The organism is Brachybacterium sp. UMB0905 (assembly GCF_002871795.1).
Lineage (GTDB): Bacteria > Actinomycetota > Actinomycetes > Actinomycetales > Dermabacteraceae > Brachybacterium.
The window spans coordinates 85,091-110,122 of the sequence record NZ_PNHL01000009.1; the positions used below are offsets into that span (position 1 = coordinate 85,091).

General features: G+C 69.7%; 22 protein-coding genes and 2 pseudogenes. 9 read left to right on the plus strand and 15 right to left on the minus strand.

Annotation, left to right across the window (positions count from 1 at the left end; translation table 11 throughout):
• Window positions 1–12 precede the first annotated feature (12 nt).
• The 3 genes from ndk to CJ197_RS10220 are packed head-to-tail and all read right to left on the minus strand — an operon-like array spanning window position 13 to window position 2,240.
• The gene (ndk, locus tag CJ197_RS10210; protein WP_102236641.1) at window positions 13–438 is read right to left on the minus strand and encodes a nucleoside-diphosphate kinase; all 426 of its coding nucleotides are present in this window, start codon (window positions 436–438) and stop codon (window positions 13–15) included.
• A gap of 30 nt (window positions 439–468) precedes the next feature.
• Window positions 469–864 (minus strand): DUF4233 domain-containing protein, encoded by a 396-nt coding sequence (locus CJ197_RS10215; protein WP_102236642.1) that lies wholly within the window; start codon window positions 862–864, stop codon window positions 469–471.
• A 2-nt stretch (window positions 865–866) separates the two neighbouring features.
• On the minus strand, window positions 867–2,240 hold the full coding sequence (locus tag CJ197_RS10220; RefSeq protein ID WP_102236643.1) for a folylpolyglutamate synthase/dihydrofolate synthase family protein: 1,374 nt from the start codon (window positions 2,238–2,240) through the stop codon (window positions 867–869).
• A gap of 376 nt (window positions 2,241–2,616) precedes the next feature.
• On the opposite strand from CJ197_RS10220, the gene CJ197_RS10225 reads away from it, so the two are divergent.
• Window positions 2,617–4,260, plus strand: a complete 1,644-nt coding sequence (locus CJ197_RS10225; protein ID WP_102236644.1) for a hypothetical protein — start codon at window positions 2,617–2,619, stop codon at window positions 4,258–4,260.
• A 69-nt stretch (window positions 4,261–4,329) separates the two neighbouring features.
• Here the strand turns inward: CJ197_RS10225 and CJ197_RS10230 are convergent.
• A pseudogene (locus tag CJ197_RS10230) lies at window positions 4,330–5,323 on the minus strand (IS3 family transposase); the annotation flags it as partial.
• Window positions 5,324–5,591: 268 nt separating this feature from the next.
• On the opposite strand from CJ197_RS10230, the gene CJ197_RS10235 reads away from it, so the two are divergent.
• Window positions 5,592–5,969: a hypothetical protein gene (locus tag CJ197_RS10235; RefSeq protein ID WP_102236645.1), complete on the plus strand. Its 378-nt coding sequence runs from the start codon at window positions 5,592–5,594 to the stop codon at window positions 5,967–5,969.
• A gap of 55 nt (window positions 5,970–6,024) precedes the next feature.
• Here the strand turns inward: CJ197_RS10235 and CJ197_RS10240 are convergent, their stop codons facing one another.
• The 5 genes from CJ197_RS10240 to CJ197_RS10260 all read right to left on the minus strand — a co-directional run bounded on the left by CJ197_RS10240 (window position 6,025) and on the right by CJ197_RS10260 (window position 13,783).
• Window positions 6,025–7,587, minus strand: a complete 1,563-nt coding sequence (locus CJ197_RS10240) for a hypothetical protein (protein ID WP_102236646.1) — start codon at window positions 7,585–7,587, stop codon at window positions 6,025–6,027.
• Window positions 7,584–8,348, minus strand: coding sequence for a hypothetical protein (locus CJ197_RS10245; RefSeq protein WP_102236647.1), 765 nt, complete (start codon window positions 8,346–8,348; stop codon window positions 7,584–7,586). Before CJ197_RS10245 ends, CJ197_RS10240 begins: the two co-directional genes overlap by 4 nt.
• Window positions 8,349–8,514: 166 nt before the next feature.
• Window positions 8,515–11,820, minus strand: coding sequence for an isoleucine--tRNA ligase (ileS, locus tag CJ197_RS10250; RefSeq protein WP_102236648.1), 3,306 nt, complete (start codon window positions 11,818–11,820; stop codon window positions 8,515–8,517).
• Window positions 11,821–11,957: 137 nt separating this feature from the next.
• Entirely contained in the window at window positions 11,958–12,335 is a 378-nt protein-coding gene (locus CJ197_RS10255) for a hypothetical protein (protein WP_102236649.1), read from the minus strand.
• Window positions 12,332–13,783 (minus strand): PspC domain-containing protein, encoded by a 1,452-nt coding sequence (locus CJ197_RS10260; RefSeq protein WP_102236650.1) that lies wholly within the window; start codon window positions 13,781–13,783, stop codon window positions 12,332–12,334. The genes CJ197_RS10255 and CJ197_RS10260 overlap by 4 nt, the downstream gene beginning before the upstream one ends.
• A 193-nt stretch (window positions 13,784–13,976) precedes the next feature.
• On the opposite strand from CJ197_RS10260, the gene CJ197_RS10265 reads away from it, so the two are divergent.
• Window positions 13,977–15,329: an ATP-binding protein gene (locus CJ197_RS10265; RefSeq protein WP_146007750.1), complete on the plus strand. Its 1,353-nt coding sequence runs from the start codon at window positions 13,977–13,979 to the stop codon at window positions 15,327–15,329.
• Window positions 15,326–16,042, plus strand: coding sequence for a response regulator transcription factor (locus CJ197_RS10270; protein ID WP_102236652.1), 717 nt, complete (start codon window positions 15,326–15,328; stop codon window positions 16,040–16,042). The genes CJ197_RS10265 and CJ197_RS10270 overlap by 4 nt, the downstream gene beginning before the upstream one ends.
• A gap of 34 nt (window positions 16,043–16,076) precedes the next feature.
• Here the strand turns inward: CJ197_RS10270 and CJ197_RS10275 are convergent, their stop codons facing one another.
• Window positions 16,077–16,307, minus strand: a complete 231-nt coding sequence (locus tag CJ197_RS10275) for a hypothetical protein (RefSeq protein WP_102236653.1) — start codon at window positions 16,305–16,307, stop codon at window positions 16,077–16,079.
• A gap of 183 nt (window positions 16,308–16,490) precedes the next feature.
• Here CJ197_RS10275 and CJ197_RS10280 point away from each other — a divergent pair, with 183 nt between their 5' ends.
• Complete coding sequence (locus CJ197_RS10280; RefSeq protein WP_102236654.1) at window positions 16,491–16,763, plus strand: 2Fe-2S iron-sulfur cluster binding domain-containing protein; 273 nt, start codon at window positions 16,491–16,493, stop codon at window positions 16,761–16,763.
• 48 nt (window positions 16,764–16,811) lie between these two features.
• Here CJ197_RS10280 and CJ197_RS10285 read toward each other — a convergent pair whose 3' ends face one another.
• The 3 genes from CJ197_RS10285 to CJ197_RS10295 form a co-directional block, all read right to left on the minus strand.
• Window positions 16,812–17,036 (minus strand): hypothetical protein, encoded by a 225-nt coding sequence (locus tag CJ197_RS10285; protein WP_102236698.1) that lies wholly within the window; start codon window positions 17,034–17,036, stop codon window positions 16,812–16,814.
• Between the two features lie 199 nt (window positions 17,037–17,235).
• Window positions 17,236–19,062 (minus strand): ABC transporter ATP-binding protein, encoded by a 1,827-nt coding sequence (locus tag CJ197_RS10290; RefSeq protein WP_102236655.1) that lies wholly within the window; start codon window positions 19,060–19,062, stop codon window positions 17,236–17,238.
• 19 nt (window positions 19,063–19,081) lie between these two features.
• Window positions 19,082–19,864: an SDR family oxidoreductase gene (locus CJ197_RS10295; protein WP_102236656.1), complete on the minus strand. Its 783-nt coding sequence runs from the start codon at window positions 19,862–19,864 to the stop codon at window positions 19,082–19,084.
• Window positions 19,865–20,001: 137 nt separating this feature from the next.
• Here CJ197_RS10295 and CJ197_RS10300 point away from each other — a divergent pair, with 137 nt between their 5' ends.
• The 4 genes and pseudogenes from CJ197_RS10300 (at window position 20,002) to CJ197_RS10320 (ending at window position 23,541) form a co-directional block, all read left to right on the plus strand.
• Window positions 20,002–21,297, plus strand: coding sequence for a hypothetical protein (locus CJ197_RS10300; RefSeq protein ID WP_102236657.1), 1,296 nt, complete (start codon window positions 20,002–20,004; stop codon window positions 21,295–21,297).
• A gap of 22 nt (window positions 21,298–21,319) precedes the next feature.
• Complete coding sequence (locus CJ197_RS10305; protein WP_102236658.1) at window positions 21,320–21,535, plus strand: helix-turn-helix domain-containing protein; 216 nt, start codon at window positions 21,320–21,322, stop codon at window positions 21,533–21,535.
• A 156-nt stretch (window positions 21,536–21,691) separates the two neighbouring features.
• Window positions 21,692–22,267 (plus strand): annotated as a pseudogene (locus CJ197_RS15575) (HipA domain-containing protein).
• Between the two features lie 215 nt (window positions 22,268–22,482).
• Window positions 22,483–23,541: a biotin/lipoate A/B protein ligase family protein gene (locus tag CJ197_RS10320; protein WP_158239443.1), complete on the plus strand. Its 1,059-nt coding sequence runs from the start codon at window positions 22,483–22,485 to the stop codon at window positions 23,539–23,541.
• 99 nt (window positions 23,542–23,640) lie between these two features.
• On the opposite strand, the gene CJ197_RS10325 is transcribed toward CJ197_RS10320, so the two are convergent.
• Entirely contained in the window at window positions 23,641–24,231 is a 591-nt protein-coding gene (locus CJ197_RS10325) for a hypothetical protein (RefSeq protein ID WP_102236662.1), read from the minus strand.
• 30 nt (window positions 24,232–24,261) lie between these two features.
• Window positions 24,262–24,960 (minus strand): hypothetical protein, encoded by a 699-nt coding sequence (locus CJ197_RS10330; protein ID WP_102236663.1) that lies wholly within the window; start codon window positions 24,958–24,960, stop codon window positions 24,262–24,264.
• Window positions 24,961–25,032 lie beyond the last annotated feature (72 nt).

Here is a 25,032-nt window from a genome sequence, read left to right on the forward strand (position 1 = left end):
GGCGGGTCGGGCTCAGCCGAGCTCGGGGAACCAGATCGCGATCTCGCGGGCGGCGGACTCCTCGGAGTCGGAGCCGTGCACGAGGTTCTGGATCACCGGCAGGTCGAGCTCGCAGGCGAGGTCGCCGCGGATGGTGCCGGGAGCGGCCTCGGTGGGATTGGTGGCACCGGCCAGGGAGCGGAACCCGGGAATGGCGTTCACGCCCTCGACCACGAGGGCCACCAGCGGCGCGGACCCCATGTACTCCACGAGACCGGGGTAGAACGGCTTGCCCTCATGCTCGGCGTAGTGCGCGGCCAGCTCCTCGGCGGTGGCGGTGCGCTGAGCGAGGGCGATGATGTCGTAGCCCTTGGCCTCGATGCGGCGGATGATCTCGCCGCGCAGCTGGCGCTGGACGGCATCGGGCTTGAGCAGGACGAGGGTGCGCTGTGCGGTCATGGCACCAGGGTAACGGCCGGGCGCTGGTGCTCAGTCATCGCGCTGGGCGAGCACCCGGGCGTCGACCGCGTCCTTCTCCGCATCGAGCTGGTGACCCTTGATCGCGCCGTAGGCGTACAGCGCTGCGAAGGCGAGACCCACCACCCACATGGCGCTGACCTGCAGACCCAGCAGCACCACGGGGATCTGGAGGGCGAATCCCAGCCAGTATGCCCAGGCTCCGCGGCGCAGCAGCCCCGAGGCGAGCACCAGGGCGAGCACGGTCGCAATCCCCCAAGCCCAGGTGAGCACGCGGTCTTCGCGCACCAGCTGATGGGCGACGAGAACGGCGAAGAATACGACGAACGCCTCGATGATCAGCACGGTGGCGCTGATCGCACGCTGCGCCCCGTGGGGGCGGGTCGAGGGGGTGAGATCCAGCGGCATGCTCACGCCTCCCCGTCGGCGCACAGCAGGTCCCGCACTTCGGCGGCGAGGGTGACGGATCCGGCGACGACGACCCCACCGAACTGGTCTCCGCCCTCTTCGGCGAGGTCGACGGCGGCCTGGATCGCATCGGGCAGGTTCGCCTCCTCGATCACGCGGTCCTCGTCGTCGAACACGTCGCGGGCGAGGTCCGCGAGCTGGTCGGCGGGGATGGCGCGCGGGGAGCTCGAGCGGGTGATGACCACGGTGTCCAGGAGGGGTTCGAGGACGGCGAGGATCTCGGTGGCGTCTTTCTCCTGCAGGATGCCGACCAGGCCGATGGTGCGGGTGAAGCGGAAATTCTCGCGGACAGTCTCGACGAGGGTCTGGGCGCCGGCAGGGTTGTGTGCGGCGTCGACGAGGATCGTCGGCGCCTGGCGGACCACCTCGGCGCGGCCTGGGGAGGTGATGGTGGACAGCGACGCATGCAGCAGCTCGCCGTCCAGGGCGGTGCGGCCATCGCCCAGCAGCGCCTCGGCCGCGGCGACGGCGAGCAGGGCGTTGCTGGCCTGATGCTCGCCCAGCAGGGAGAGGAACACCTGCTCGTAGCGACCGGCGATGCCCTGCAGGGTGAGCATCTGCCCTCCCACCCCGGGGGTGCGGGAGGTGACACCGATCTGCTGGCCCTCGATCGCGGCCTCGGCGCCGAGCGCGGTGATGCGCTCGAGCAGCACATCGGCGGCGTCCTCGAAGGGCTGGTCGGCGATGATGGCGGTGGCTTCGCGGGTGAGGATTCCGGCCTTCTCCCCCGCGATCTCGGCGATGGTATCCCCCAGATAGTCCTGGTGGTCCAGGGAGATGGGGGTGATGACCGTGACGTCCGGGCTGATCGCACCGGTGGCATCCCAGGTGCCGCCGAGTCCCGTCTCGATCACGGCGACGTCCACGGGGGCCGAGGCGAAGGCCTGGAAGGCCATGGCGGTGAGGTATTCGAAATACGTCAGCGGCGGGCCGCCAGCCTGCGCGGACTGCGCGTCGATGATCTGCGCGAAGGGTGCGACGTCCTCGTAAGCCTGGATGAAGCCGTCCTCGTCGATGGGGGCACCGTCGATTGCGATCCGCTCGGTGGGCGAATGCAGGTGGGGGCTGGTGGTGCGTCCGGTGCGCAGACCGGCCTCGCGCAGGATCCGTTCCAGGATGCGGGCGGTGGTGGTCTTGCCGTTGGTGCCCGCGATGCGGATGGACCGGTAGGAGTTTTGCGGGTTGCCCATGAGGTCCATCAGGCGCGTGATGCGGCTCAGGTCCGGTTCGATGCGGTTCTCCGGGGCGCGGGCAAGCAGGGCCGCGTACACCTCGCGCAGCTGCGGCGAGATCGCCGGACGGGACGGTCGGGGCACGAAGCGGCTCCTCGGGGTCGACAGGGATGGATCGGGCGGCGCTCAGTCTACGAGGGCGAACGGGACCGACGGTTGTAGACCAGGGACGACGGGGCGGGGCGGACGACCTCTCCTCCACAAAGCCCCCTTATCCACATCGGAGCCCCTACCCATGATTCGGCGCTCCGTGCGCTTCTACGCTCCCGGCACGAGGACGGGACGGGTTGTGGCCAAGGAGGCGGATGATGGTCCAGCGGCAGGCGAGGCTCCCCGCGACGGCGAGCGCGCCGGGGGCGGGCAGCTGTGCGTTCGATGCTCGCGAGCTGCCGGGCGCAGCAGTGCCATGGCGCACTGAGAAGCGTCGCTGCACCGCGGCGCCCCAGCTGGAGTCCGTGCGATGAGCAGCTTCTGGGGGATGGCACCGCAGCAGGCCCGCGATCACGGCCAACGGGTGATGCGCGCTGCGGGAGCACTCGAGCGACTCCGGGACCGAGTGGACTGCGCAGTGCACGCGGTGGCGTGGACCGGGGAGGACGCGGAGACGTTCCAGGCTTCCTGGGAGTCCGTGGCCGCCCGGGACCTGGCCGATGCCCAGCGAACGCTCCGGCGGTATGCCCTCGAGCTGTACGTCCACGCCGCGGAGCAGGAGGCGGCCTCCGATCCGACCGGAGCCATGTCTTCTCAGTCTCCGCGTGGCGCGACGGACAGGGGAACCATCGGGCCTGGCCGGGATGGCTCGGGGTATCTGGACCGCGATAACCCGTGGATTCCGAACTGGCTCGAGGCTCCCGCGGAGGGCGCGATGTCGCATCTGGCTGGGCTGGTGTCCGACGGGATCGGCTGGGGCGCGGACGCGCTGCTGGGCGGTCTGGTCTGGAGCGCCGGGACGCTGGGATGGGATCTCGACGGCATCGAGCAGGCGCGCGGAGACCTGGAGCATCTCGGTGGTCTGCTCGAGGACACCGCAACCGGCGAGCGCATGCCGACCATCAGCGAGCTCGGTGCCAGTGCGATCCTCGCTGGCGGCTCGATGGCGCTCGCTCCGGTGGAGCTCGTCACCGACACTGGGCTGCTGGATCCGCGCACGGACGTCGAGGTTCACCGGATCCGTGAGGTCCAGGATCCGAGCACTCCGCAGACTCTCGCGGACCTTGTGTACACCCATGACGAAGCACGCCGGGAGATGTTCGGCCTCGCTGCACCAGGCGGCGGGTTCGACCCGACAGCCGCTGGCCAGATCCGCATTCAGACGGTGCGGCAGGCTGATGGCAGCGCGGGATACATCGTGTACGCCCCGCCGACCGGTGGCGAGCCGATCTGGGCTCCCGATGCGTGGGGTGCCCAGGGCAACTCGGCGGGGTGGGATTCTAATCTGCGGTCGATGGCGGGCCAAGAGTCCGCGGCCATGGCCGATGTCCGGGGAGCGCTGGAGGCGGCTGGCGTCCCGCCTGGTGCGGAGGTGATGTTCGTGGGGCATTCACAGGGCGGTCTCACCGCCGCGCAGCTGGCCGCAGATCCCCTGTTCAACAACACCAGTGGCGCACCGGGCTCCTACACCGTGACCCACAGCTTCTCCATCGGCTCCCCTGTGGAGACGGTGGCCCCGGCACAGGCCGGGACCCAGGTGATCAATGTGGCGCACAACCCGGTCTGGGCTGACCCGCCGCAGGGCCTCGGGGCCCTCTCACCTGCTCCGATGTTGACCCATATAGCCGACCCGGTGCCGCGCCTGGACCTGAACGGCTTTCGCCTCGACGGCTCGCGCATCGGCGCACCGAATGTGCGGGACGTGTGGCTCGACGCCCCCGTCCAGACCTATGACTCCGCCTCGCAGATCCACAATGCCCACAACAGCGTGCTGCGGACGTCCTCGAGCCAGGTGGATCCCACGGCTGGGTATTACGGCTCCGTCCGTCAGGGCACCGCAACGCACCCGGCCCTTCGCGGGCTGCAGGAGGACATCGAAGGGCGGTACATCGGCCCCGGCGTCACGGTCATCAAAGACCAGGTGGTCGAGGTAGGGCGCGATGACCTGCGCTGATCCGACCCGAAGCGCCCTGGGTTTCGTTCCGAGGTCAGGCGCAGCGGGCGCTGAGTCCTGATCGTGAGTGTAAGCCGCCTCGACCTTCGCGGGAGTGCGGTAGCCGAGGGCCTCATGCAGGCGGGCGGTGTTCCACCAGTGCACCCACCCCATCGTGGCCAGCTCGACCACCTCGACGGACCTCCAAAGCCGCTTGGAGTGGATGAGCTCTTACCTTGTAGAGGCCGTTCACGCTCTCGGCCAGTGCGTTGTCGTAGGAGTCGCCCACGGTTCCCACTGAGGCGCTCACCCCGGCGGTGATCAGCGCGCCCAGTACGCCAGACAGACGTACTGGGCGCCTCGGTCCCGGTGGTGGATCAGACCTTCTCGGCCCGGGCTGGCACCAGAGCTCACCAGAGCATGTTCAAGGGCCAGCAGCCCCAGCCCCTGGGTATCGGCTTGCGGCCCCGCCGCACTCCCTGCAGACCGGCGGCCCGCATGAGCCGGGCGGTCTGGTCGCGCCCGATGTGCCAGCCGGCCCGGACCATCGCGTGGTGCATCTTCCGGACCCCGTAGACGCTGTAGTTCTCCGCGCGGATCTGCCGGAGTTCCTCGATAAGGATCGCATCTCGCAGCACCCGCGCGGAGGTGGCCCGTGTCTTCGCAGCACCGTAGGCCCGGCAGGTGATGAACCCACACGCTGTCGCACCAAGGGTGCGGCAGATGGCCTCGACCCCGAAACGATCGCGGTGCTCGTCGATAAACGCGATCATCTCGCCGTGGGGCGGTCGAGCTCCCAGGCGAAAAAAGCCGAGGCGGCCTTCAGGATCTCATTCGCGCGCCGGGCCTCAGCAAGCTCGCGTTTGAACCGGCGGATCTCTACGGCCGGACTCCCGCCAGCAGGTACTGGTGCTACCTCGCGGCCGTGGCGGTGGCACCACATCCGCAGCCTCTCTTCACCGACTCCGACCAGCGGGACGATGGCCCGGATGGAGTGCGAGCGAGGCCCTCCTTGAGCGGCTTGGCGTTCAAGGACCACCCGCACGACGCGCTCACGCAGCCCGGGGGTGTACTTCTTGAGCATCTTCCGACTCTCCTTCAGTTGAATCGGAACGAAACCCAGGGCGCTTCACCCCACTGGGCGTCGGACAACATGCTTCGTCGGCTCATCCGTCCACCATCACACCAAGGACCACCACAAGGTTTGGAGACACGCCCTAGCCCTGATGGTACGGATCGGCCGGGCCAGCAGCTCTCTTCCCCGGTACTCTGGCCACGCTCCCGCGAGCGACCCGAGGACACCAGGAGGAGCGATGACGACGCAGCGCAGAGCTCTCCTGATAGGAGGATCGATGGGCGTGCTGTCCCTGCTGACCGGCTGCGGCTTCCTGCGGCCCAGCATCGGAGCTGTGGAGGAAGCGATCATGGACGCCCCAGGGGTCACGGCCGTGGACCTCACCATCGGGCCCGGTGGGGGGCTCGGCAACAATGTGAGCGGCCGCATCACGTTCTCTGTCTCTGCTGACGAGCTGCCTGACGCTCTGGACGAGGCGTGGCGCCGAGGCGTGGAGGTGATCCACCGTATGGACAAGAACGCGGCGCGGTGGCCCGCCGATGGCGTCGTGGGAGTGACCGACGGGGCGGAGATGCCGGTGGGCGAGCTGCTCGACACCTCCGAGAACTCCTGGGTGTCGATGGGCCGCTTCTTCGAACTTTACGGCCTGGAGTAGATTCCCGCTCATCCAGCGCCCCGCGAGCAGCTCCCGGGGCACCGCGGCTCCTTTCTCAGCGGTCGGCGCGCTTCACATCCACCACGATGTCCTCGGCGACCGTAGTCCCGTCCCCGTAGTACTTCCCACGCATCCGCTCATCCTTCGCGGCGAGCATCGCATCATCGCCGTTGTTGCGCACCGTGCCGTAGTACCCGGAGTTCGGGTCGATGTTCCCGTTGCCATCGCGACGCACGGACTCGTGCGCCACATCCATCATGTCGCCTCCGAACCCGTCGGCGGGCTTCGGCGTCCCAAAACTGACGTCGTGCACATTCGGGGCCGGATTGCCTGACGGGTGCCGGGCCGAGGCCCCGTCCATATCCAGCGTCGGGACCACATCCCCGGGACGGAACCCTCCTCGCTCATGACTGACGTTCAGCACATCGGTGCGGGAATCGGCAGGCGTGAAGGTCTCCACCGGGGAGCCCACCGAGAACACATCAGTCACCTGGTAGCCACCCGGACCGTTGAACGAGGGATCATCCGCGAGCTGCGACGCCACCAGGCCACCCTGGGAGTGGCCGACGAAGGCCACCTGCGAGCCCGGCGGGATTCCCGCTTCCTCCATCGCCGCCTTCACGGCATTCGCGCCCGCGTTCTCCTTGCCGGCCATGGCATAGAGGTTGTTGTCCCAGCCAAAGGGCTGATTCTGCTGATCCCAGCCCGGAATGGGGTTCTTCAGCCCATCGTGCAAAGGCGCGCCCTGCGTGGGCGGCACATGCACCACATACCGCTCCACGCCGTCCGCACCCACCACCTTTTGAACGCGGATCTGGGCCTGATCCTCGGGCAGGTACTGTCGCGGAGGCTCCGTGCCGTCGATCGTTCTGCGGGTCTCATCGTTGTCCAGCAGCAGATCCGCGAGGCTGTCGGGGGCTTCCTGGTCCGGGATCGTGCGTGTCCCGAGCACCTCCACATCAGTGACGTGGCTGAGCGTGCCGTCCTCGACCATGTCGTTCACGAGACGCTCGGCGGCGACCTCCGCGAACGGCCGGTCCAGCTCCGCGATCAGGCGGTCGAACCGCTCCTTGGTCTGCTGGAACCACTCGTCGAGATCGTTCTTGCGGTCGGCGAACCAGTCCTTCGCGTCCTGGATCCGGTCGGACGTCCAGTCCTTCGCATCCTGGAAGCGGTCCTTCAGCCAGTCGCGAGCACCCTCCACCGCATCGCCGATGGCCTCACCGGCCTCCCGGGCACGATCACCGAGCCAGTCGATCCCGTCCCGCACCCCGTCCACGACCCCGCCGATGAGCTCGCCGAAGTCCGCGGCGGACCCGGGAGCGCCGGTGGCGGGCAGGCCGGGGCCGTCGGTCGCCCCGGAGGCGCGGTCCTGCTGATCGGCTTCCTCCTGCAGCAGCTGGGAGCGGGCGGTGAGATCAGCGGTGGCCTCGCGCATCCGGGCGGAGGGCCCACCGCTCCACTGCTGGAGGAACGCTTCCCTGTCCTCCCCCACCCAGCTCACGCCGCGCGTGATCGCATCCAGGCGCTGCTGGAGCTCATCCAGCTGGCGCGAGGCATCTCCCACGCGCCCCGCCTGGGTGCGCACCTGTTCCGGATCCATCCCGTAGAAGGTCATGCCGCCACCGCCTCGCCGCGCGCGAGCTGCACGCCCTCGGCCAGGAGCGGCAGCATCGTGGCCAGCACATCGCCACCCTCAACCCGGTGGATCGCCGTCGCGATCGGCTCATCTCCATCGGCCGCGTACAGTCCGTGCGCCCCCACGGTCCAGTGCCGCAGCAGGTGGAACAGCAGCGGTGGTGCCTCGCCGCCCTCCGCGGGGACGTGGAGGCTGATATCCAGCACCGCGCGGTCCCCGTCGGAGAGCAGCGCGTCGCGCAGCAACGGGGAGAGATCCTCTTGCGCGGCGATCGCGTCCTGGGCGCGGACCCCGCTCTCCCGGCGCGCGGCGATGGCCTGCTGCTGCTCGGGGCTGAGCGGGAGCCGGGTGCTCTCACTGCGGGCGGTCATCTGCGGCGGGGCCGCGAGTGGAGTGTCGGCGGGCAGCTGGGCTTCCAGCAGCGCCGCCGTCTGCGCCACCTCGATCTCCTCCCAGCGGTAGGTCCCCTCCGCGTCGGGGGTCAGAGTGATCGCTCCCTCACGGTCCACCACCACGGTCACCTCCCGACGCTCGGAGGCGGTGGTGACGCTGAGGGCCAGCACCGTGGGCGCGATGAGCGCACGATCCACGATGCGCTGCTGAGCCGCGTCGAGCGAGGAGGGGGCGAGCGCTGCGGCGTCGATGCGCGGCAGCCACGCCGGGTTCATGATCCTCGGCTCCTTCAGCCGCGCGAGCGAGAAGGACAAGGCGGCGGTGGGATCAGCGACGAACGACGTCATGGCGGCTCCTCGGCGTCGACTGCCTCGGAGAGCGGGGTGCCCGAGGTCACCCCCGACGGTATAGGAGCGCCCTGCCGTGGTCGATGGGGAGAACTCCCCTGTCGATTGAGCACCGCCCCCACTCTCGGCCGCTGCCGAGCGCGAGGGCGGTGCCGTGCGGTGCAGATCAGGCCCGTGCCACGCCGATCCGCACGGTGCCGCCGGTGACCTTCTCCTGGGCGTCGTGCGCGCCCTCCGCCGGGGCGGCAGGCACCTGGATATCCAGGGCCAGCACCTCGGCGGCGAGCAGCTCGCGGTGTGCGGCGACCGCCTCGGTGACGGTCGGGTCGCCGTCGACGGTGAGGTGGATGCGGTCGGAGATGTCCAGGCCGGCCTGCTTGCGGGCGGCCTGCACGGCGCGCACCACATCGCGGGCGATGCCCTCGGCCTCCAGTTCCGGGCTCAGCTGAGTATCGAGCACCAGGAAGTTCCCGCCGGCGAGCACGCCGATCGCGGCGCCCTGGTCCTGGGCGGCCTGACCGGCCACGAGGTCCAGGGTGTACTCGCCGTCGACGAGCTCAAGGCCGCCGGCGGTGACGGTGCCGTCCTCTGCCACGGACCAGTCCCCGGACTTCGCGCCCTTGATGACCTGCTGCACCTGCTTACCAAGCCGCGGCCCGGCCGCACGGGCGTTCACCTGGAGCTTCTGCTCCACACCCATGCCGCGGGCTTCCTCGCTGGTGACATCCAGCAGACGCACCTGCTTCACGTTCAGCTCATCGGCGATGATGCCGACGAAGGGCTCGAGCTGGGAGGGGTCACGGTGCACGACGGTCAGCTGCGCGAGCGGCTGACGGGCCCGGATGCCCTCCTTCTTGCGCAGCGCATTGCCGGCGGAGGCGACCATGCGCACCTGCTCCATCGCCATCACGAGCTCCTCATCCACCGGGAACTGCTCGGCATCGGGCCAGTCCTCAAGATGCACCGAGCGCCCACCGGTGAGACCCCGCCAGATCTCCTCGGTGACCATCGGCAGCAGCGGTGCGGCCACCCGCAGGGTCGCCTCGAGCACGGTGGAGAGCACATCAATGGCCTGCTCGGAGCCTTCCCAGAAGCGGTCGCGGGAACGCCGCACGTACCAGTTGGTGAGCATCTCCAGGTGCGCTTGGATGCTCGCGGCGGTGCCGGCGATGTCCAGGCCTTCCATGAGCTCGCGGGTTTCGCGGATCAGCATGCCGGTGCGCGAGAGCAGGTAGCGGTCCAGCACGTCGTCGACCCCGTCGGTCAGATGGCGCGTGCGTCCCTGGTAGCCGGCCGGCTGCCCGCTGGCGTCCTTCTCCCCGGCGGCGTTGGCGTACAGCGCCAGGAAGTACCACACGTTCCACAGCGGCAGTACGGTCTGGCGCACGGCGTCGCGGATCCGCGGCTCATCGACGATCAGGTTGCCGCCGCGCAGGATCGGGGAGGACATGAGGAACCAGCGCATCGCATCGGCGCCGTACGCGTCGTACATCTCGCGCACGTCCGGGTAGTTGCGCAGGGACTTGCTCATCTTGTTGCCGTCCTCGCCCAGCACGATGCCGTGGCAGATCACGCTCGAGAAGGCGGGGCGGTCGAACAGGGCGGTGGACAGCACGTGCATGACGTAGAACCAGCCGCGGGTCTGTCCGATGTACTCGACGATGAAGTCCGCGGGGTTGTGGGACTCGAACCAGTCGGTGTTCTCGAAGGGGTAGTGGACCTGCGCGAACGGCATGGAACCGGAGTCGAACCAGACGTCGAAGATCTCCTCGATGCGCCGCATCGTGGACGTGCCCGTCGGGTCGTCGGGGTTCGGGCGGGTCAGCTCGTCGATGTAGGGGCGGTGGAGGTTCACCTCGCCGTTCTCATCGCGCGGCAGCTCACCGAAATCCGCCTCGATCTCGGCGAGGGATCCGTAGACGTCGATGCGCGGGTGGTTCGGGTCATCGCTCTTCCACACCGGGATGGGGGTGCCCCAGTAGCGGTTGCGGGAGATCGCCCAGTCGCGGGCACCCTCGAGCCACGCCCCGAACTGGCCGTGCTGGACGTTGCCCGGCATCCAGGTGATCTGCTCGTTCAGCTCGAGCATGCGCTCGCGCTGATCGGCGACCTTCACGAACCAGGAGGAGACGGCCTTGTAGATCAGCGGGGTCCGGCAGCGCCAGCAGTGCGGGTAGGAGTGGACGTAGCTGGCTTCGCGCATGAGACGCCCGGAGGCACGCAGGATACGGATCAGCGGCCGGTTCGCCTCGAACACCTGCATCCCGGCGATCTCGTCGAGCGCGGTGCCTCGGAAGTAGTCGAGGAACTGGGCGCCGTCGTCCACGGACACCACGACGGGGATGTCGTAGCGGGCATTGACCGCCTGGTCCTCTTCACCGTAGGCGGTGGCCTGGTGGACCACGCCGGTGCCGTCGGTGGTGGAGACATAGTCCGCGACGGTGATGATCCACGCGTTCTGCAGCCCCCAGCGCTCGCGGTCACGGGAGTAGACGTCCCACAGCGGTTCATAGGCCACATGTTCGAGCTCGGCGCCGGTCAGGCGCCGCTCCCCGACGGCGGCGAGCACCGCTTCGGCATCCTCGTAGCCGAGTTCCTTGGCGAAGGAACCGGCGAGGTCCTCGGCCAGCAGATAGGTGGACTCGCCGGCGGTGGATCCATCGGCCGCACCGAGCGGACCGGAGGGCACCAGGACGTACTGCACCGCGGGGCCGACGGCGAGTGAGAAGTTCGTGGGCAGCGTCCACGGCGTGGTGGTCCACGCGAGGGCCTTCGCACCCTCGAGGCCGAGCTCGCGGGCCTTCTCGCCGATCAGCGGGAAGGTGACCACGACGGTGGTGTCCTGGCGGTCCTGGTAGACGTCATCATCCATCCGCAGCTCATGGGCGGACAGCGGCGTCTGGTCCTTCCAGCAGTACGGCAGGACCTTGTAGCCCTCGTAGGCGCGACCCTTGTCCCACAGGGTCTTGAAGGCCCACAGCACCGACTCCATGAACGGCAGGTCCAGGGTCTTGTAGTCGTTCTCGAAGTCCACCCAGCGGGCCTGGCGGGTGACGTAGTCCTGCCATTCCTGCGTGTACTTCAGCACGGAGGCACGGGCAGCGTTGTTGAACGCCTTGATGCCCATGTCCTCGATCTCAGACTTCTCCGTCAGGCCCAGCTCCCGCATGGCCTCGAGCTCGGCGGGCAGGCCGTGGGTGTCCCAGCCGAAGCGGCGCTCCACCTTCTTGCCGAGCATGGTCTGGAAGCGCGGGACGACGTCCTTGACGAATCCGGTGAGCAGGTGCCCGTAGTGCGGCAGGCCGTTGGCGAACGGCGGGCCGTCGTAGAAGGTGAACTCCTCGGCGTCCTGCCGCTGGGCGATGGACTCCAGGAAGGTGCCGTCAGCGATCCAGCGCTCGATGATGCGGGTCTCGAGCGCGGGCAGATCGGGCGAGGAGACCAGCGGGTCTCCGGACAGCGGGTACACCATGAGGGTTCCTCCGGGGACGACGGACGTGCAATGCCTATGCCTCCGAGGACGCGACGGATCGCGCGGTACCACCTCGGTTGGCCCGCCGCGGCGGGTCCCCTCGTTCCTCAGCTGTGACGGGCTGGTCCCGGCGGGTTCTACTGGGCGCTCTCCGCGCGGGGCGGAGCGGGCTGTTCTTCCCGCGGCTCACCGGTGATGGCCGGGTCAGTGCCGATGGGCGACAGTGTAGCCGCCGACGCCGGAAGGGGCAGCAGCGCCATGACGATGAGCACGATGGCGAGGCCGAGGAGGGCGAGCACGCCCAGCAGCCACGGCTCCCAGCGCGGCACGGGCAGCGCGGCGGCTGCAGCGAGAGCGGTGATCAGCAGGACCAGCAGGCCGCCGCCGATGCTCCTCCGTGCGGGGCCCTGCGGGAGGGCCGGGCCGACGGTGGGGCTCGGCGCTGCGTGCAGGTCGGGCGCGGTCTGCAGGTCGGGTGCGGTCTGCAGGTCGGGTGCGGTCTCGGGGCGGCTCATGCGTCCTCCTGGTCCTGCTCAGAAACACCGTGCTCTGTGTCGTCCTGCTCGGCAGCGTCCTGCTTTGCGGCCGGCTCCTCGAGGTCTACGGCGCCGACGTCGACAGACCCCCACACGCGCACGACGGGGTCCTCCGGCTGCCGCTGCACCTCAGGGCTGCGGGATCCGTGGAGGGTCACCGCCACGAGCCCGGGATCCTCCGGCAGGCGCACGGTGATCTGCCCGATCGGACGGTAGCAGTCGATGATCACTGGTTCCGGGACATCATCCGGACGCTGGGCGGAGGAGAGGGCGCGCAGCTGCTCGGCGCGCTGCGCGTCCAGGTCGCTGAGATCGATCAGTACGGGCCGATCCAGCTCCCCGAGCCCGGACGGACAGCTGTGGTAGCCATCCCGCTCGAGATCTGCGGTGGTGAGGACGAACGGTTCGGCGCTCGGGTCATGGGCGATGCGCAGCAGAGCTCCGCCGCTGAGCGCCCCACCGGCGGCCAGCAGCGCGGCGAGCAGCAGGATGCCGCTGCGCCTGCCCCGCGCCCCCAGGATGATGAGCATCGTTCCGCCGAGGGCGGCCGCGAGGGCGGTGCCGACGGTGACCGGGCCGGCCTGCGGCAGCACCGGGGCGTCCAGGCCCGGGGGCAGCAGGGTCGGCTGCACGTTCAGCAGCAGCACGGTGAGGGCGGTGACCGCGACCATCGCCGCGAGCACGGCGAGGATCGTGCGAGCAGAGGCTGCGGGCCGACGGGGCCGGCGGGGCTGGCGCGACCGAAAGGGCCGATGGGCGGCGCGCTCATGCCCGGCAGCGTGCGGACCGTCATGCTCCGGGCCCCGGCCCGCCGTGAACAGGCCGGAGAGCTCAAGGCTCGTGCGCCGTTCGGCGAGGAACGCGCTCAGCGCGGGCTCATCGAGCAGCTGAGCGCGGTGGGCGAGCAGAGCGAACATCGCCTCACGGCGGTCACGCGCCGCGGCACGGGCGGCGAGCCACAGCAGCACTCCTCCGCCCATCGCCAGGGCCAGACAGACCGCCAGCGCATTCGGGATCCAGTAGCCCAGGAAGCTCAGCCATACGTACAGCACGAGCACGAGCGGTACGGCAGCCACGAGGAGGAACAGGTACCGGGCGATCCGCGGCAAGTCGATCCACGGAATGGGTCCTCCCACAATGTTCCCATCGGCCCTTTGGCGCGGCAGCAGCAACGCTCCGAGCAGGTACAAGGGCACGCCGAGCCCGAGCGGAGTGAGCAGCAGGATCTGGGCCCGCACCATCGCACGCGGCACGCCCCAGGCGCGGGCGCACGCCGCGCACACGCCGACGAGCCAGCGGTCATCTCCCCGCAGCAGCACATGGGTGCGCCAGGCACGGTCCGCGACGGTGCGGGCCGTGCGCGGGGTGAGGGCGGCCTGCACGGTCCGCTCCGTCGCGGCGGTGGCGATTCTCGGCGATGTGGACATGGCTCCATCTTCGCTGAGCGGCGCGGTGATCGCGGGCGGGCAGAGCCCTGACCTGCCCCGGATCTGTCCCGGAGCGGTCCCGAAGGGCACCCGGAGCCGCCCCGGAATCCCCCGCTGACGCCCTGCGTCAGGGTGCTGCGCAGCGCACAATGGATTCATGCTCGATATCCCTGCCGCGTAGGCGGCTTCCTGGATGCGGCGTCGCGAGGACGCGGTGCTGACGGGCACGTGTGCTCTGCTCGCGGCGCGGCTGCGCCTGCCGGTGATTCTCGTGCGCGGGATCCTGCTGGCGGGCGCGGCGCTCGTGCCGCTGGGGACGCTGACGATGTTCGCGATGTGGACGCCGTGGCCCACGTGGTACGGCCAGCTGAGCCTCGGTGCGGCCCTCGTGCTGGGCTATGTGCTGCTGTGGTGGGTCACGCCGGATGATGCCGAGCAGGATCGGGCCCGGGCGCTGCAGGAGAGTTCCGCGGCGGTGCGCGGGACCCCCAGGGCTGTCGGCGCCACGTCTCCCGGCGCCGGGCGCCTCCCCGCCGTGCTGCGCTGGCTGGGGCTCGCGCTCGTGGTGACCATCGCGATGGCGGCGGCACTTCTGACCGTCATCTCCGATTTGGCGCGGATGCTGCTGCCGCCTACGTACCAGTCCTTCGCCACGGAGGGGCAGTATCTCGTGGTCCACTGGTCGGTGGCGGTGATGGCGGGGGCGGTGATGCTGGGTATCGCGCCGCTGCCGGATCTGGATCGTCAGCGCTGGTCGGGCCGCACCCAGGAGGTGCCGCGCGCGGCCCTCTCCGCGCTCGGCGCGGCGGTGGTGCTGCTCCTGCTGACACTGGTGTACGTCGCGCTGGCACTGCTGGGAACCGGCCCGGCCCTGGTGCTGCTGGCGGTGGGCCCGGCGATCCTCGGTGTGCTCGCGACGCTGCTAGTGCCGTGGGGACGGCGCCTGTGGAAAGGGATGCGAGAGGAGACGGCGCAGCGGGCTGTGGCGCAGCATCACCGGGAGACCTCCGCACATCTGCACGATTCGGTGCTGCAGACCCTCGTACTGCTGCAGAGGGCCGGGATGCCGGAGGAGGATATGCGGCGGCTGGCCCGACAGCAGGAGCGTGAGCTGCGGCACTGGCTGTATGCGGCTGATGCCGAGTCCGAGGATGCGCCGACAGATCTGCGCGCGGCCGTCGAGGCGCTGAGTGCCCAGGTGGAGGATGCGCACGGCGTGGCCGTGGACACGGTGATCGTGGGCGATGCGCAGCTCGAGGACGTCTCCCCTGCCCTGCTGGCGGCGCTGCGGGAGGCGCTGCTGAACGCGGTGCGCCATGCCGGCACCGGCGTCGGCGTGTTCGTGGAGATCCGGGAGGACGCGGTGGAGGCGTTCGTCCGCGATCGCGGCCCGGGCTTCGACCCGGCTGCAGTGCCGCCCGATCGGCTGGGGGTGCGCGAGTCGATCATCGGGCGGATGGAGCGCGCCGGCGGCAGCGCGACTGTCTCCGCCGCCCCGGGCGGCGGCACCGAGGTCGCACTGCATCTGCCCGGAGGTGGCCGATGAGCACGCCGACGTCCGGGGCTGCCCCGTTATCCGGATCGGAGTCCTCGTCGGGGCCGATCCGGGTTCTCGTCGTCGATGACCATCACCTTTTCGCTGCGGGCGTCGCCGGGGAGATCACCCGCACCGATCCGCAGATCACCGTGGTCGGGACTGCGTATGAGGTGACCGAGGCGGTACGGATGGCGCGCGAGCTGCTACCCGATGTGGTGCTGCTGGATGTGCATCTGCCCGGTGGCGCCGGCGGTGGGGGCGCCGAAGTCGCCGCCGCCCTCGACGGGCTGACCACCGCGCAGGGCGGACCCGTGCGGGCACTCGCCCTGAGCGTCTCCGATGCGGAGGAGGATGTGCTCGCGGTGATCCGCGCCGGCGCCCGCGGCTACGTCACCAAGGCGATCACGGCCGAGGATCTGGTCGATGCGCTGCATCGTGTGGTGGGCGGGGATGCGGTGTTCTCCCCGCGCCTGGCCGGTTTCGTGCTCGATGCGTTCCGCGGCTCAGTTTCGGTGGAGCCGACCGAGCTGGATCTGCTCACCCCGCGTGAGCAGGAGGTGATGCGGCTGATCGCCCGCGGCTACACGTACCGAGAAGCCGCCTCCTCGCTGTTCATCTCCGATCGGACAGTTGAGAGCCACGTCTCGAGCGTGCTGCGCAAGCTGCAGCTGTCGGACCGTCGGGAGCTCACCCGCTGGGCGCGCGACCGGCGCGTACTCTGACCCCCGGGCGCTACATCGCCCTGGACAGCATCGGTCAGGACAGCGCTCGACGCCCGACGACCAGGGCCGCCACGATCCCGAACTGGATCATGAGCCCCAGCAGCAGGGCAGGCCACAGTTGCAGCTGCGGCCCGACCAACAGCAGCACGAAGCAGGTGGTGATCGCGACCATTAGGCACAGCACCGAGACCGCCGCGCAGATCATCCGCGTGCAGGCGATGGCCCGTCGGCAGGGCTGCCGGGCGGGGGTATGCGCGCTGGACATGGCTCCACGATGTCCCGTCGGCCCCGGATTCCACCTCCGGCACCGTCCCGGATTCATCCCGGGATGAGGCGATGCACGCCGCGCGAGGCGAGGCTCACCCCGCAGGTCCCGGCTCCCCCGTGGAACACTGGTGTCTTGAGCGTTGCGCCCCCGCCGGGGGCGACCGAACCGGAAGGATGCAGGATGTCGCTGTTCGGAGAGCCCTTCACCGCCAAGTGCCTGAAGTCGGGCATCACTCTCGAGGTCGAGGAGGGGCAGTCCCTGCTGCAGGCGCTGTTGGACGCCGGCATCTCGATGGACTACTCGTGCGAGGGCGGCGTGTGCGGCACCTGCGTGGTTCCGCTGGTCTCCGGCGAGGTGGAGCATCTGGACGAGTTCCTCATGGAGGACGAGCACGACACGCAGATGACCACCTGCGTCTCCCGCGGCATCGGCGAGATCGAGATCGACATCTGATCCGCAGTACCCCGCGAGGCGGCACAGCACTCCGCGGAGCGGCTCAGTTCACCAGCGGGGACCGGCCACCGCCCAGGCGAGGGTCATGACGCTCATGATCGCCACCGCGGCGACGATCGCATGCCCCAGGGCGAGCATCGGTCCGGTCACCAGCAGCGCGAGCGTGCCCAGCACGGCGAGCGCCAGCAGCACCGCGAACAGCACCGGGCGGCCTGTGCTCGTCTCCTCGACGACGATGGGACGGCGGGCCGGATCGTGCGGGGTGACGGTCACGGGAACCTCCTCGGATCGGTGCTGCTGATCGGCACTGCTGCCATTGCTGTCCCGCAGGGGTGCGGGTGATGACATTGATCCTGTCGAGTTCGCGCGGGTGGGACATCCGGCGAGGGGATGAATCCTCGTCGAGCCGTATCCGCCCTTGGTCGTAGTCCTCAGTCGCCGGTGCTCAATGACCGGTCTCAGCAACCGGTGCTCAGCTGCGCTCCGCCTCCGGCAGCATGTCAGCCTCCCGGGCGGCGAGGCGCGCGAAGACACCGTCCGCAGCGAGCAACTCGTCATAGGGGCCGCGCTCCACGATCCTCCCGCGCTCGAGCACGAGGATCTGGTCGGCGTGGCGGATGGTGGAGAGCCGATGCGCGATCGACACGGTGGTGCGGCCGTGGGAGACGGCCTCGAGCGCCCCGGCCATAGCACGCTCGGTCGCGGTGTCCAGCGCTGAGGTGGCCTCATCGAGCAGCAGCACCAGCGGGTCGCGCAGGATCGTGCGGGCGAGCGCCAGGCGCTGCTTCTCCCCGCCGGAGAAGCGGTAGCCCCGCTCCCCCACCACCGTGTCATAGCCGTCGGGCAGGGCGGCGATGTGGTCGTGGATCTGAGCGATCCGAGCCGCGGCTTCGAGCTCGTCGTCCGTGGCATCCGGCCGGGCGAAGCGCAAGTTCTCGGCGATCGTGGCGTGCAGCAGGAACGTCTCCTGGGTGACGACGCCGATGCACGCGGCGAGGGATTCGAGGGTGACCTCGCGCAGGTCATACCCGTCCAGGGTGATCGCGCCGGCATCAGGGTCATACAGCCGCGCCATGAGATAGCCGGTGGTCGTCTTACCGGAACCGGTCGCGCCGACGAGCGCGGTGTGGGTGCCGGGCGGCACCGTGAAGTCCACGTCCGCAAGCGCTGGCCCGTCGGCCCCCGGGTAGGTGAAGGTCACGTGTGCGAAGTGCACCTTGCCGCGCACCGCCGCGGGGTCGAGCACCCGCGCACCGGGGGCGTCGGTGATGGTGATCGGCGCATCGAGATACTCGAACACCCGGGTGAACAGGGCCAGCGACGCGGAGACCTGATTGGCGACCCGCAGCAGGTTGTTCGTGTTCGGCATCAGTGCGGACTGCAGGGCGACGAACGCCACGAGGGTGCCGATGGTGATGCGGGAGTCCGCCTCCTGAAACAGCAGCATGCCGCCCAGCAGGTAGGTGAGCGCCGGGATGATCGCCATGAGCGCCGTGAACAGCGCGACCACCCAGCGCCCGGCGACCTCGGAGGCGACCTCGAGGTCGGCGAGCTCGCGGGACCGCCCGGTGAAGGCGTCGTTGAGGGCGCGGGTCTGCCCCATGGTGGTGCCCAGCAGGATCCCGGAGACGGACAGAGATTCCTGGATCGAGGAGTTCAGGTCCGCGGCTTTCTCCTGGCGGCGCTTGACGATCGCGCGGCGGCGCCGGGCCACCCGGCGGTTCAGCCACACGGCGAGCGGCACCACCGCCACGGAGAACAGGGTGAGGCGCCAGTCCATGGCGAGCATCGCGACGATCGCCATGAGTATCGCGGCGCTCGAGGAGACGATCTGGGTCATCACCGAGGTGATGACCGCCTGCATGGAGCCGATGTCCGACAGGATCCGCGACTGCAGCTCCCCGGTACGGGTGCGGGTGAAGAACCCCAGACCCATGCGCTGCAGGTGCGTGTGGACGCTGACGCGCAGGTCATGCATCACCGCCTGGCCCACCCGGGTGGACAGCACCGACTGGGTGACGTTCAAGGCGGTGGTGCCGGCGGTCGCGGCGATGAGCCCGGCCACGCACCACAGCAGCAGGGTCACGCGCTGCTCGGGGAGGGCGACGTCGACGATCTCGCGGATCAGGAACGGGGAGATGATGCCGACGACGGCGCTGCCCACGATGAGCGCGAACACCATCGCGAGCGTGCCGCGGTAGGGACGGAACAGCCCCAGGATGCGCCGCACGTCGGCGCCGCGCACGGCGTCCTTGGCCTCCTGCCGGCTGAGCGTCTCCAGGTTCGGTCCCGGCCGCATCCCGCTGCTCCGCCGCGGCTCAGAGGCCCTGGTGGCGGGCCACGCGGTGGGCCGCGGCCTGGGCGAGGGGCCGCACAGTGATGAGGTCGAGGTTCACGTGATGCGGGGCATTCAGGGCATAGGAGATGACGTCCGCGCAGTCCTCGGCGGTCAGCGGCTGCTCGACCCCGTCGTAGACGGCATCAGCCTTCTCCTGATCCCCCAGGCGCACGAGGGAGAACTCCTCGGTGCGCACCATGCCCGGGGCAACCTCGATGACGCGGATCGGCTCCCCGTTCAGCTCCAGGCGCGCGGCGGCGGCGAGCATATGCTCTCCGGCCTTCGCGGCGTTGTATCCGGAGCCGCCCGGGTACGGCTCGTGCCCGGCGACGGACGTGACGTACAGCAGGTCCCCGCGGCCGCTCTCCCGCAGCGCGGGCAGCAGGGCGCGGGTGACGCGCACGGCGCCCAGCACGTTGATGTCATACATCCGCTGCCACTTTTCGAGGTCCGCTTCCGCAACAGGATCCACGCCGAGCGCCCCACCGGCCACATGCACGACGGCATTCAGCTCCGGCCCGAATAGCTCCACACTCCGCGCGACCAGGCGATTCACGGACTCATCGGAGGTCACATCCACCGCCAGGACCTCGCAACCGATCTCCGCCGCCAGCGCATCCAGACGCTCCTGACGCCGCGACACAGCCAGCACCCGCCACCCGTCGGCCACGAGGCGCTGCGCCGTGGCGCGGCCGATGCCAGATGTGGCGCCGGTGACGATGGCGGTGAGCGGGGCGGGGGCGGAGGCAGCAGCGGTGTTCATGGCGTTGAGCTTACGGCCGATGGGGACACGCCTGGACGGTCACGGTCGCTGTTCGCGCGGGCGGGCGGCGGGGATAATGGCTACGGATCCGCGCATCCGGGCAGCCGGGGCGCGCAGGCACCCGCCGGAGGAGGACCATGCCCCGCTCGTACGCGACCGTCGGCCAGATGCTCACCTACGGGGTGGACCGCTCGGCCGCCTCCCCGGACCTGGGGGACGGCCGCGATCGTCAGCTCCGGGTGGAGGTGCTGCTGCGGCACATGCTCGAGTTCGTGCTGATGTCCCCGCGCTCGCGTGATGCCTTCCTGACCGCGGTCGCTCGCACCGAGCGCACCACCGGGTCGATCACTGCCGGCCCACGCCTGCGCCGCACCTCCCCGGATCTCACCGCGGAGCTGCTGCCTCCGGCCGGTCAGGACGGCGGCTCGGCGCGGCTGGGGATCGCGTTGCGCGTGGGCGGGCCGTTCTCCGTGCCGCAGCTGCAGAAGATGCGTGGCGCGCTCGGATCCTCGCCTGATCATCTGCTGGTCGCGATCGCACGCCGCACGGATCGGGCGGAGCTCACCGGGGAGGTGCCGCCGGGGGTGATCGCCACCAGCTGGGCGCGGCTGGGAAGGCGGATGCCGAAGAAGGACCCGGGGCATGCGCACCTGTGGGAGACCCTTGCCGAGGTGGGAGAAAATGCGGGCCGGCCGGTCGTGCAGTTCCCGGTGGATGCACGCAAGCTGCTCACCAAGACCTCCACCGCCCGGGACTTCCGTGCCCACCTTGATGTCATGCACCACGCCTGCCGCAGCCTGCTGGGCAGCAGCCCGCATTTCTCGACCCGGCGCGGGCAGACCGACGCCCACCTGCAGATGGGGGTGGGGCGCGGTCGCACTGGTCTGGAGTTCGGTGAGGTGATCGACGGGACGCCCGTGCATTTCCTGCGAGCCGGGGCGGATCCGGTACCGCTGGGCATCGGCCGCATCAGCACCGAGGCAGACCACGCGGCCGCAAAGGAGCGTCTGACAATGCTGGCCCGCCGCAGCGCCTGGCGCACCGAAGGCGGCACCCCGCCGTCGGCCAGGGAGCTGATCGGCGATGCCGCCACCCCGGAGCTGGAAGGGGCGCGCCTGCTGCTGTGGGCGGTGCTGAACCCGATGCTGCTGCGCGATCGCGGCTTCGACCTCGCCCCGGCGCGGCGGCAACCGGCGCTCACGGCCACGACCATGGGGCTGCGGGTTCTCCAGCGCGGAGATGACTCCGCCACCGAGTACCGCATCTGGGTGGGCGGAGACCGCGACTGGAAGAACCTCATCCCGCGCGTGACCCGTGAGGAGACGCCGCAGCGGCCCGCGGAGACCTACGCGGTCGCACCGCGCAAGAGCCAGTCCACCGCGGACTTCGTGTGGGAGGTGCACCGCGCCCTGCGGTCACTGACGATCCCGTGACAGCCGGAAGCATCCTTCCGCCATGACCGTGTCACCATCTCCCGCTGCCATCGCCCTCGGGGCCGCGCTGCGGGACGCCCGCAAGCAGGCAGGGCTCACCCAACTGCAGCTCGCCGAGCTCGCGGGGCTCTCGGATCGGACCGTGCGGGAGATCGAGAAGGGCAGCGGCTCACCCGGCCTGGCAGCCGTGCTCACCGTGGCCGATGTCCTAGGGATGCGCTTGGAGCTGCGGTCATGACAACCTCTGAGCTGAGCCTGCTGCTGGCTGTCGGCGCCGACACACCGGGAGACGTGCAGGTGGTTCCCGCCGGGGAGCAGCCCACCGACCCCCCACCCCTCGCCGCTACGAGTCCCGCGCACCTTGATCTACGTGCTCTGACCGGCGCACCGCATCATCGAGGACGTGCACGGCGTGCAGGGGCTGCTGATCACGCGCTTCGATCGCGAGGTCGCTCCGGACGGGACCGTGCGGCGCTTCGCCATGGAAGACGGGGCGCAGGTGCTCGGGGTGCTTCCGGCTCAGAAGTATGCGCTCAGCAGCGAGGAGGTCACGCGGGCGCTCGCAGCGCAGACTTCTGCCCCACGGATCGCCGCCCGAGCGCTGTATCTGCAGTTTCTCTTCGCCTAGCTTACGGGCAACGGGGATCTGCATGCCAAAAACCTGGCTGTCCTGCAGGAACCGTCCGGACGTTGGGGCCTCTCCCCGATCTACGACATCCCCTCGACCGTGGTCTATCGGGATATGACGATGGCGCTCACCATCGACGGGCGGGATAGACGACTGCACCGACGGCACTGGGACGCCTTCGCTGCGGCGATCGCGTTGCCCGCGCGGGCAGCATCGAGCGCAATAGATCTTGCCCTGCGGGCATCAGCGGGGATCGACCTGTCAGCGTTGGGTTTCACGGGGTCACTCCTGTACGGCGCAGAGCGCGAGCTGCGCATGCGCCGCACCGTCCTCGAGCTCTGACCTCGCGCTAAGCCCTCACCCCGCCGTTGCACTGACCCCACCCGCGGCACTGACCCCACCCGCGATTCGGCCTTTTTGTACCACCTGGTGGCTCAGAAACGCCGAATCGTCGGTACAGAACGGCGGATCCGGTCCGCGCGACAATGGTCCACATGGACTCTCATGACTCCCTCGCCGCCGACGTCCCCGACATCCCCGCACCTGCCGCGGACGTGCTGAGCGGCCAGTACAAGGTGCGCGGCGGCAAACTGGTGTCGGTCGACGTGACCACCCGCGAGGACCAGATCGCGACCGCGCACGTCTACGGCGATTTCTTCCTCGAGCCCGATGAAGCGCTCGAGGATCTGAACGCCGCTCTCGTGGGCATGCCCGTCGGCGCCACCGCCGCTGAGCTTGCCGCCGCGATCACCGCGCGGCTCAAGGCCCGGCCAGAGCCGGTGGAGATGATCGGCTTTGACGCAGATGCCGTCGCGATCGCGACCCGTCGCGCGCTCGGGCATGCCACGAGCTGGGATGACCTGTCCTTCGAGGTGATCGGCCCGCGGGTGCTGCCGCCGGTGATGCATGTGGCGCTCGATGAGGTGATTCCCCGCGAGGTGCTGGCCGGGCGGCGCGGGCCTACCTTCCGCATCTGGGACTGGGACTCACCTCTGGTGGTGATCGGCTCCTATCAGTCGCTGCGCAATGAGATCGACGCGGAGGGCGCGGAGCGTCACGGCATCGGGGTGGTGCGCCGCATCACCGGCGGCGGCGCGATGTTCATGGAGGCCGGCAACTGCATCACCTACTCCCTCGTCGTGCCCACCTCACTCGTGGAGGGGCTCTCCTTCGAGCAGGCGTACGCCTACCTGGACGACTGGGTGATGGGGGCGCTCGCCGAGATCGGGGTGAAGGCCCACTATGTGCCGCTGAACGACATCGCCTCCGAGCAGGGGAAGATCGGCGGCGCGGCGCAGCGTCGCTTCGCCGGCGGGGTGATGCTGCACCACGTGACGATGAGCTACGACATCGACGCTGACAAGATGTTGGAGGTGCTGCGGATCGGCCGGGAGAAGCTCTCCGACAAGGGCACCAAGAGCGCGAACAAGCGGGTGGATCCGATGCGTTCGCAGACCGGTCTGGCGCGCGAGCAGATCATCGACGGCTTCCTCGAGTACTTCCGTGCCCGGTACGACACGACGCCCTCCGACTACACCGAGGAGGAGCTCGCGGCGGCCCGGGAGCTGGTGGAGACGAAGTTCGGCACCGAGGAGTGGACCCGCCGGGTGCCCTGAGCGCGCCAGGATGCGCCGCGCGAGCTGTGGTGCGGGCACGGGCAGCACGGAGCCCCGGGGCCATCCATCCCCGGGGCTCCGCTCATCCACGGCTTCAGATCAGAAGGTGCCGGGATGCTCCTTCCCGCCGTCGGTCAGGGTGTGCTCGCGCGAGTCGACGCTCTGATCATTCGCGGTGGACTCATCGCCCTCGAGGCGACCGGTCTGGGTCACCACCAGGTAGTTGTGCAGGCGGCCCAGGCGGGTGTCTCCGTCACCGAAGTTGAGGTTCGCCACCAGCTGGGTCTCCCCCACCTCGATGGGGTTGGACAGGACGACCTCGAAGGTGCGGGTGGAGGTCTCCGGATCGAAGCCGAGGTCACGGGCGTAGGCGCCGTTGAACCAGCCGGGAGTGATCAGGCGGTCCACGCCCTCGGGGCCGGAGTCGGTGCGCACCTCGAGGCGGAAGGTCACCAGCGGGAACTCCCCGTAGTAGCGCTTCGCGCCGTTGTTGGTGATCCGCAGGGCGACCAGGCCCGCGAACCCGTCGGCCTTGGCGGCGGAGACGGTGAAATGCGGGACGAGGTCCAGGGCGGGCTTTTCGGGAGCGGGCTCCGCGGCGAGCGCGGCCTGCGGGGCGAGGGCGAGGGCGCTAAGACCCAGCAGGGATCCGGCGAGCGCGGCGCGGCGGGTGGGCTGATGCGTGGTCATGGGTTTCTCCTCAGGGAAAGGCGGTGCGGCTCAGGGGCGGTGGGAGTCGGCGGGGTTCGCGTAGGTGTTCACGCGCACCTCGTTCTTCACCGGGACGAAGGCCCGCCACGCGGTGGGGGTGGACCAGGTGCCGTTGGCCTTGCATCGCTGCTGGGTTCCGGTCATGGAGACGGTGCGGAAGCCGTAGGTGGCCTCGCCGGTGTGGCCGGCAGGGATCTCGTAGGGGCCGATGGTTTGGCCGACCTGCCAGGACAGGGAGTAGGAGGCCTCGGCGCCGACGGTGGTGGCCAGCGAGTAGGCGATGCCAGCGTTGATGCTGCCCTTGTCGCCGCTGCCGGTGCCGCCGAGGTTCGCGTCGACCTTCTCGGTGCGCGAGCCGTTGACGGTCAGGGAGATGGTCTGGCTGCGGGAAGTCTCCTGCGTCAGCGGGATGGGGCTGTCGGTCTCGTTGGTGGTGGAGACGGTGCCGACGGGGCTGAAGTCGTCGGTGACCTTGTAGATGACGGTGCGGTAGTCCTCGTGGGCGTTGCACACGGGCTTGGGGTTGAGGATGTTCGCCTTGAGGTGGTCGGACTTCCGGTAGGTGTCCACCAGGGGGAGGCTGGCGTTGTTCTCCGGGGTCTCCGGGCCGTGCTCCTCGACGGTCTCTGCCGCGGCGGGTCCGGCGAAGGCGGCCGCGAGAAGCGCCGCGCCGCCCATGATTCCGACAATTCCTCGAGTCCTGCGCATGATGTTCTCCTTGCATCATCGAATACGGGAAGCGTCCCTTTTGAGGGTCAGCACAATGCCCCATCGATACAG

What these genes read in the sequence shown, in the direction of transcription:
- ndk (WP_102236641.1), bottom strand. Translation starts at nt 438, where the DNA reads ATGACCGCACAGCGCACCCTCGTCCTGCTCAAGCCCGATGCCGTCCAG.
- CJ197_RS10215 (WP_102236642.1), bottom strand. Translation starts at nt 864, where the DNA reads ATGCCGCTGGATCTCACCCCCTCGACCCGCCCCCACGGGGCGCAGCGT.
- CJ197_RS10225 (WP_102236644.1), top strand. Translation starts at nt 2,617, where the DNA reads ATGAGCAGCTTCTGGGGGATGGCACCGCAGCAGGCCCGCGATCACGGC.
- CJ197_RS10235 (WP_102236645.1), top strand. Translation starts at nt 5,592, where the DNA reads ATGGGCGTGCTGTCCCTGCTGACCGGCTGCGGCTTCCTGCGGCCCAGC.
- CJ197_RS10240 (WP_102236646.1), bottom strand. Translation starts at nt 7,587, where the DNA reads ATGACCTTCTACGGGATGGATCCGGAACAGGTGCGCACCCAGGCGGGG.
- CJ197_RS10245 (WP_102236647.1), bottom strand. Translation starts at nt 8,348, where the DNA reads ATGACGTCGTTCGTCGCTGATCCCACCGCCGCCTTGTCCTTCTCGCTC.
- ileS (WP_102236648.1), bottom strand. Translation starts at nt 11,820, where the DNA reads ATGGTGTACCCGCTGTCCGGAGACCCGCTGGTCTCCTCGCCCGATCTG.
- CJ197_RS10255 (WP_102236649.1), bottom strand. Translation starts at nt 12,335, where the DNA reads ATGAGCCGCCCCGAGACCGCACCCGACCTGCAGACCGCACCCGACCTG.
- CJ197_RS10260 (WP_102236650.1), bottom strand. Translation starts at nt 13,783, where the DNA reads ATGTCCACATCGCCGAGAATCGCCACCGCCGCGACGGAGCGGACCGTG.
- CJ197_RS10265 (WP_146007750.1), top strand. Translation starts at nt 13,977, where the DNA reads ATGCGGCGTCGCGAGGACGCGGTGCTGACGGGCACGTGTGCTCTGCTC.
- CJ197_RS10270 (WP_102236652.1), top strand. Translation starts at nt 15,326, where the DNA reads ATGAGCACGCCGACGTCCGGGGCTGCCCCGTTATCCGGATCGGAGTCC.
- CJ197_RS10275 (WP_102236653.1), bottom strand. Translation starts at nt 16,307, where the DNA reads ATGTCCAGCGCGCATACCCCCGCCCGGCAGCCCTGCCGACGGGCCATC.
- CJ197_RS10280 (WP_102236654.1), top strand. Translation starts at nt 16,491, where the DNA reads ATGTCGCTGTTCGGAGAGCCCTTCACCGCCAAGTGCCTGAAGTCGGGC.
- CJ197_RS10290 (WP_102236655.1), bottom strand. Translation starts at nt 19,062, where the DNA reads ATGCGGCCGGGACCGAACCTGGAGACGCTCAGCCGGCAGGAGGCCAAG.
- CJ197_RS10295 (WP_102236656.1), bottom strand. Translation starts at nt 19,864, where the DNA reads ATGAACACCGCTGCTGCCTCCGCCCCCGCCCCGCTCACCGCCATCGTC.
- CJ197_RS10300 (WP_102236657.1), top strand. Translation starts at nt 20,002, where the DNA reads ATGCCCCGCTCGTACGCGACCGTCGGCCAGATGCTCACCTACGGGGTG.
- CJ197_RS10305 (WP_102236658.1), top strand. Translation starts at nt 21,320, where the DNA reads ATGACCGTGTCACCATCTCCCGCTGCCATCGCCCTCGGGGCCGCGCTG.
- CJ197_RS10325 (WP_102236662.1), bottom strand. Translation starts at nt 24,231, where the DNA reads ATGACCACGCATCAGCCCACCCGCCGCGCCGCGCTCGCCGGATCCCTG.
- CJ197_RS10330 (WP_102236663.1), bottom strand. Translation starts at nt 24,960, where the DNA reads ATGCGCAGGACTCGAGGAATTGTCGGAATCATGGGCGGCGCGGCGCTT.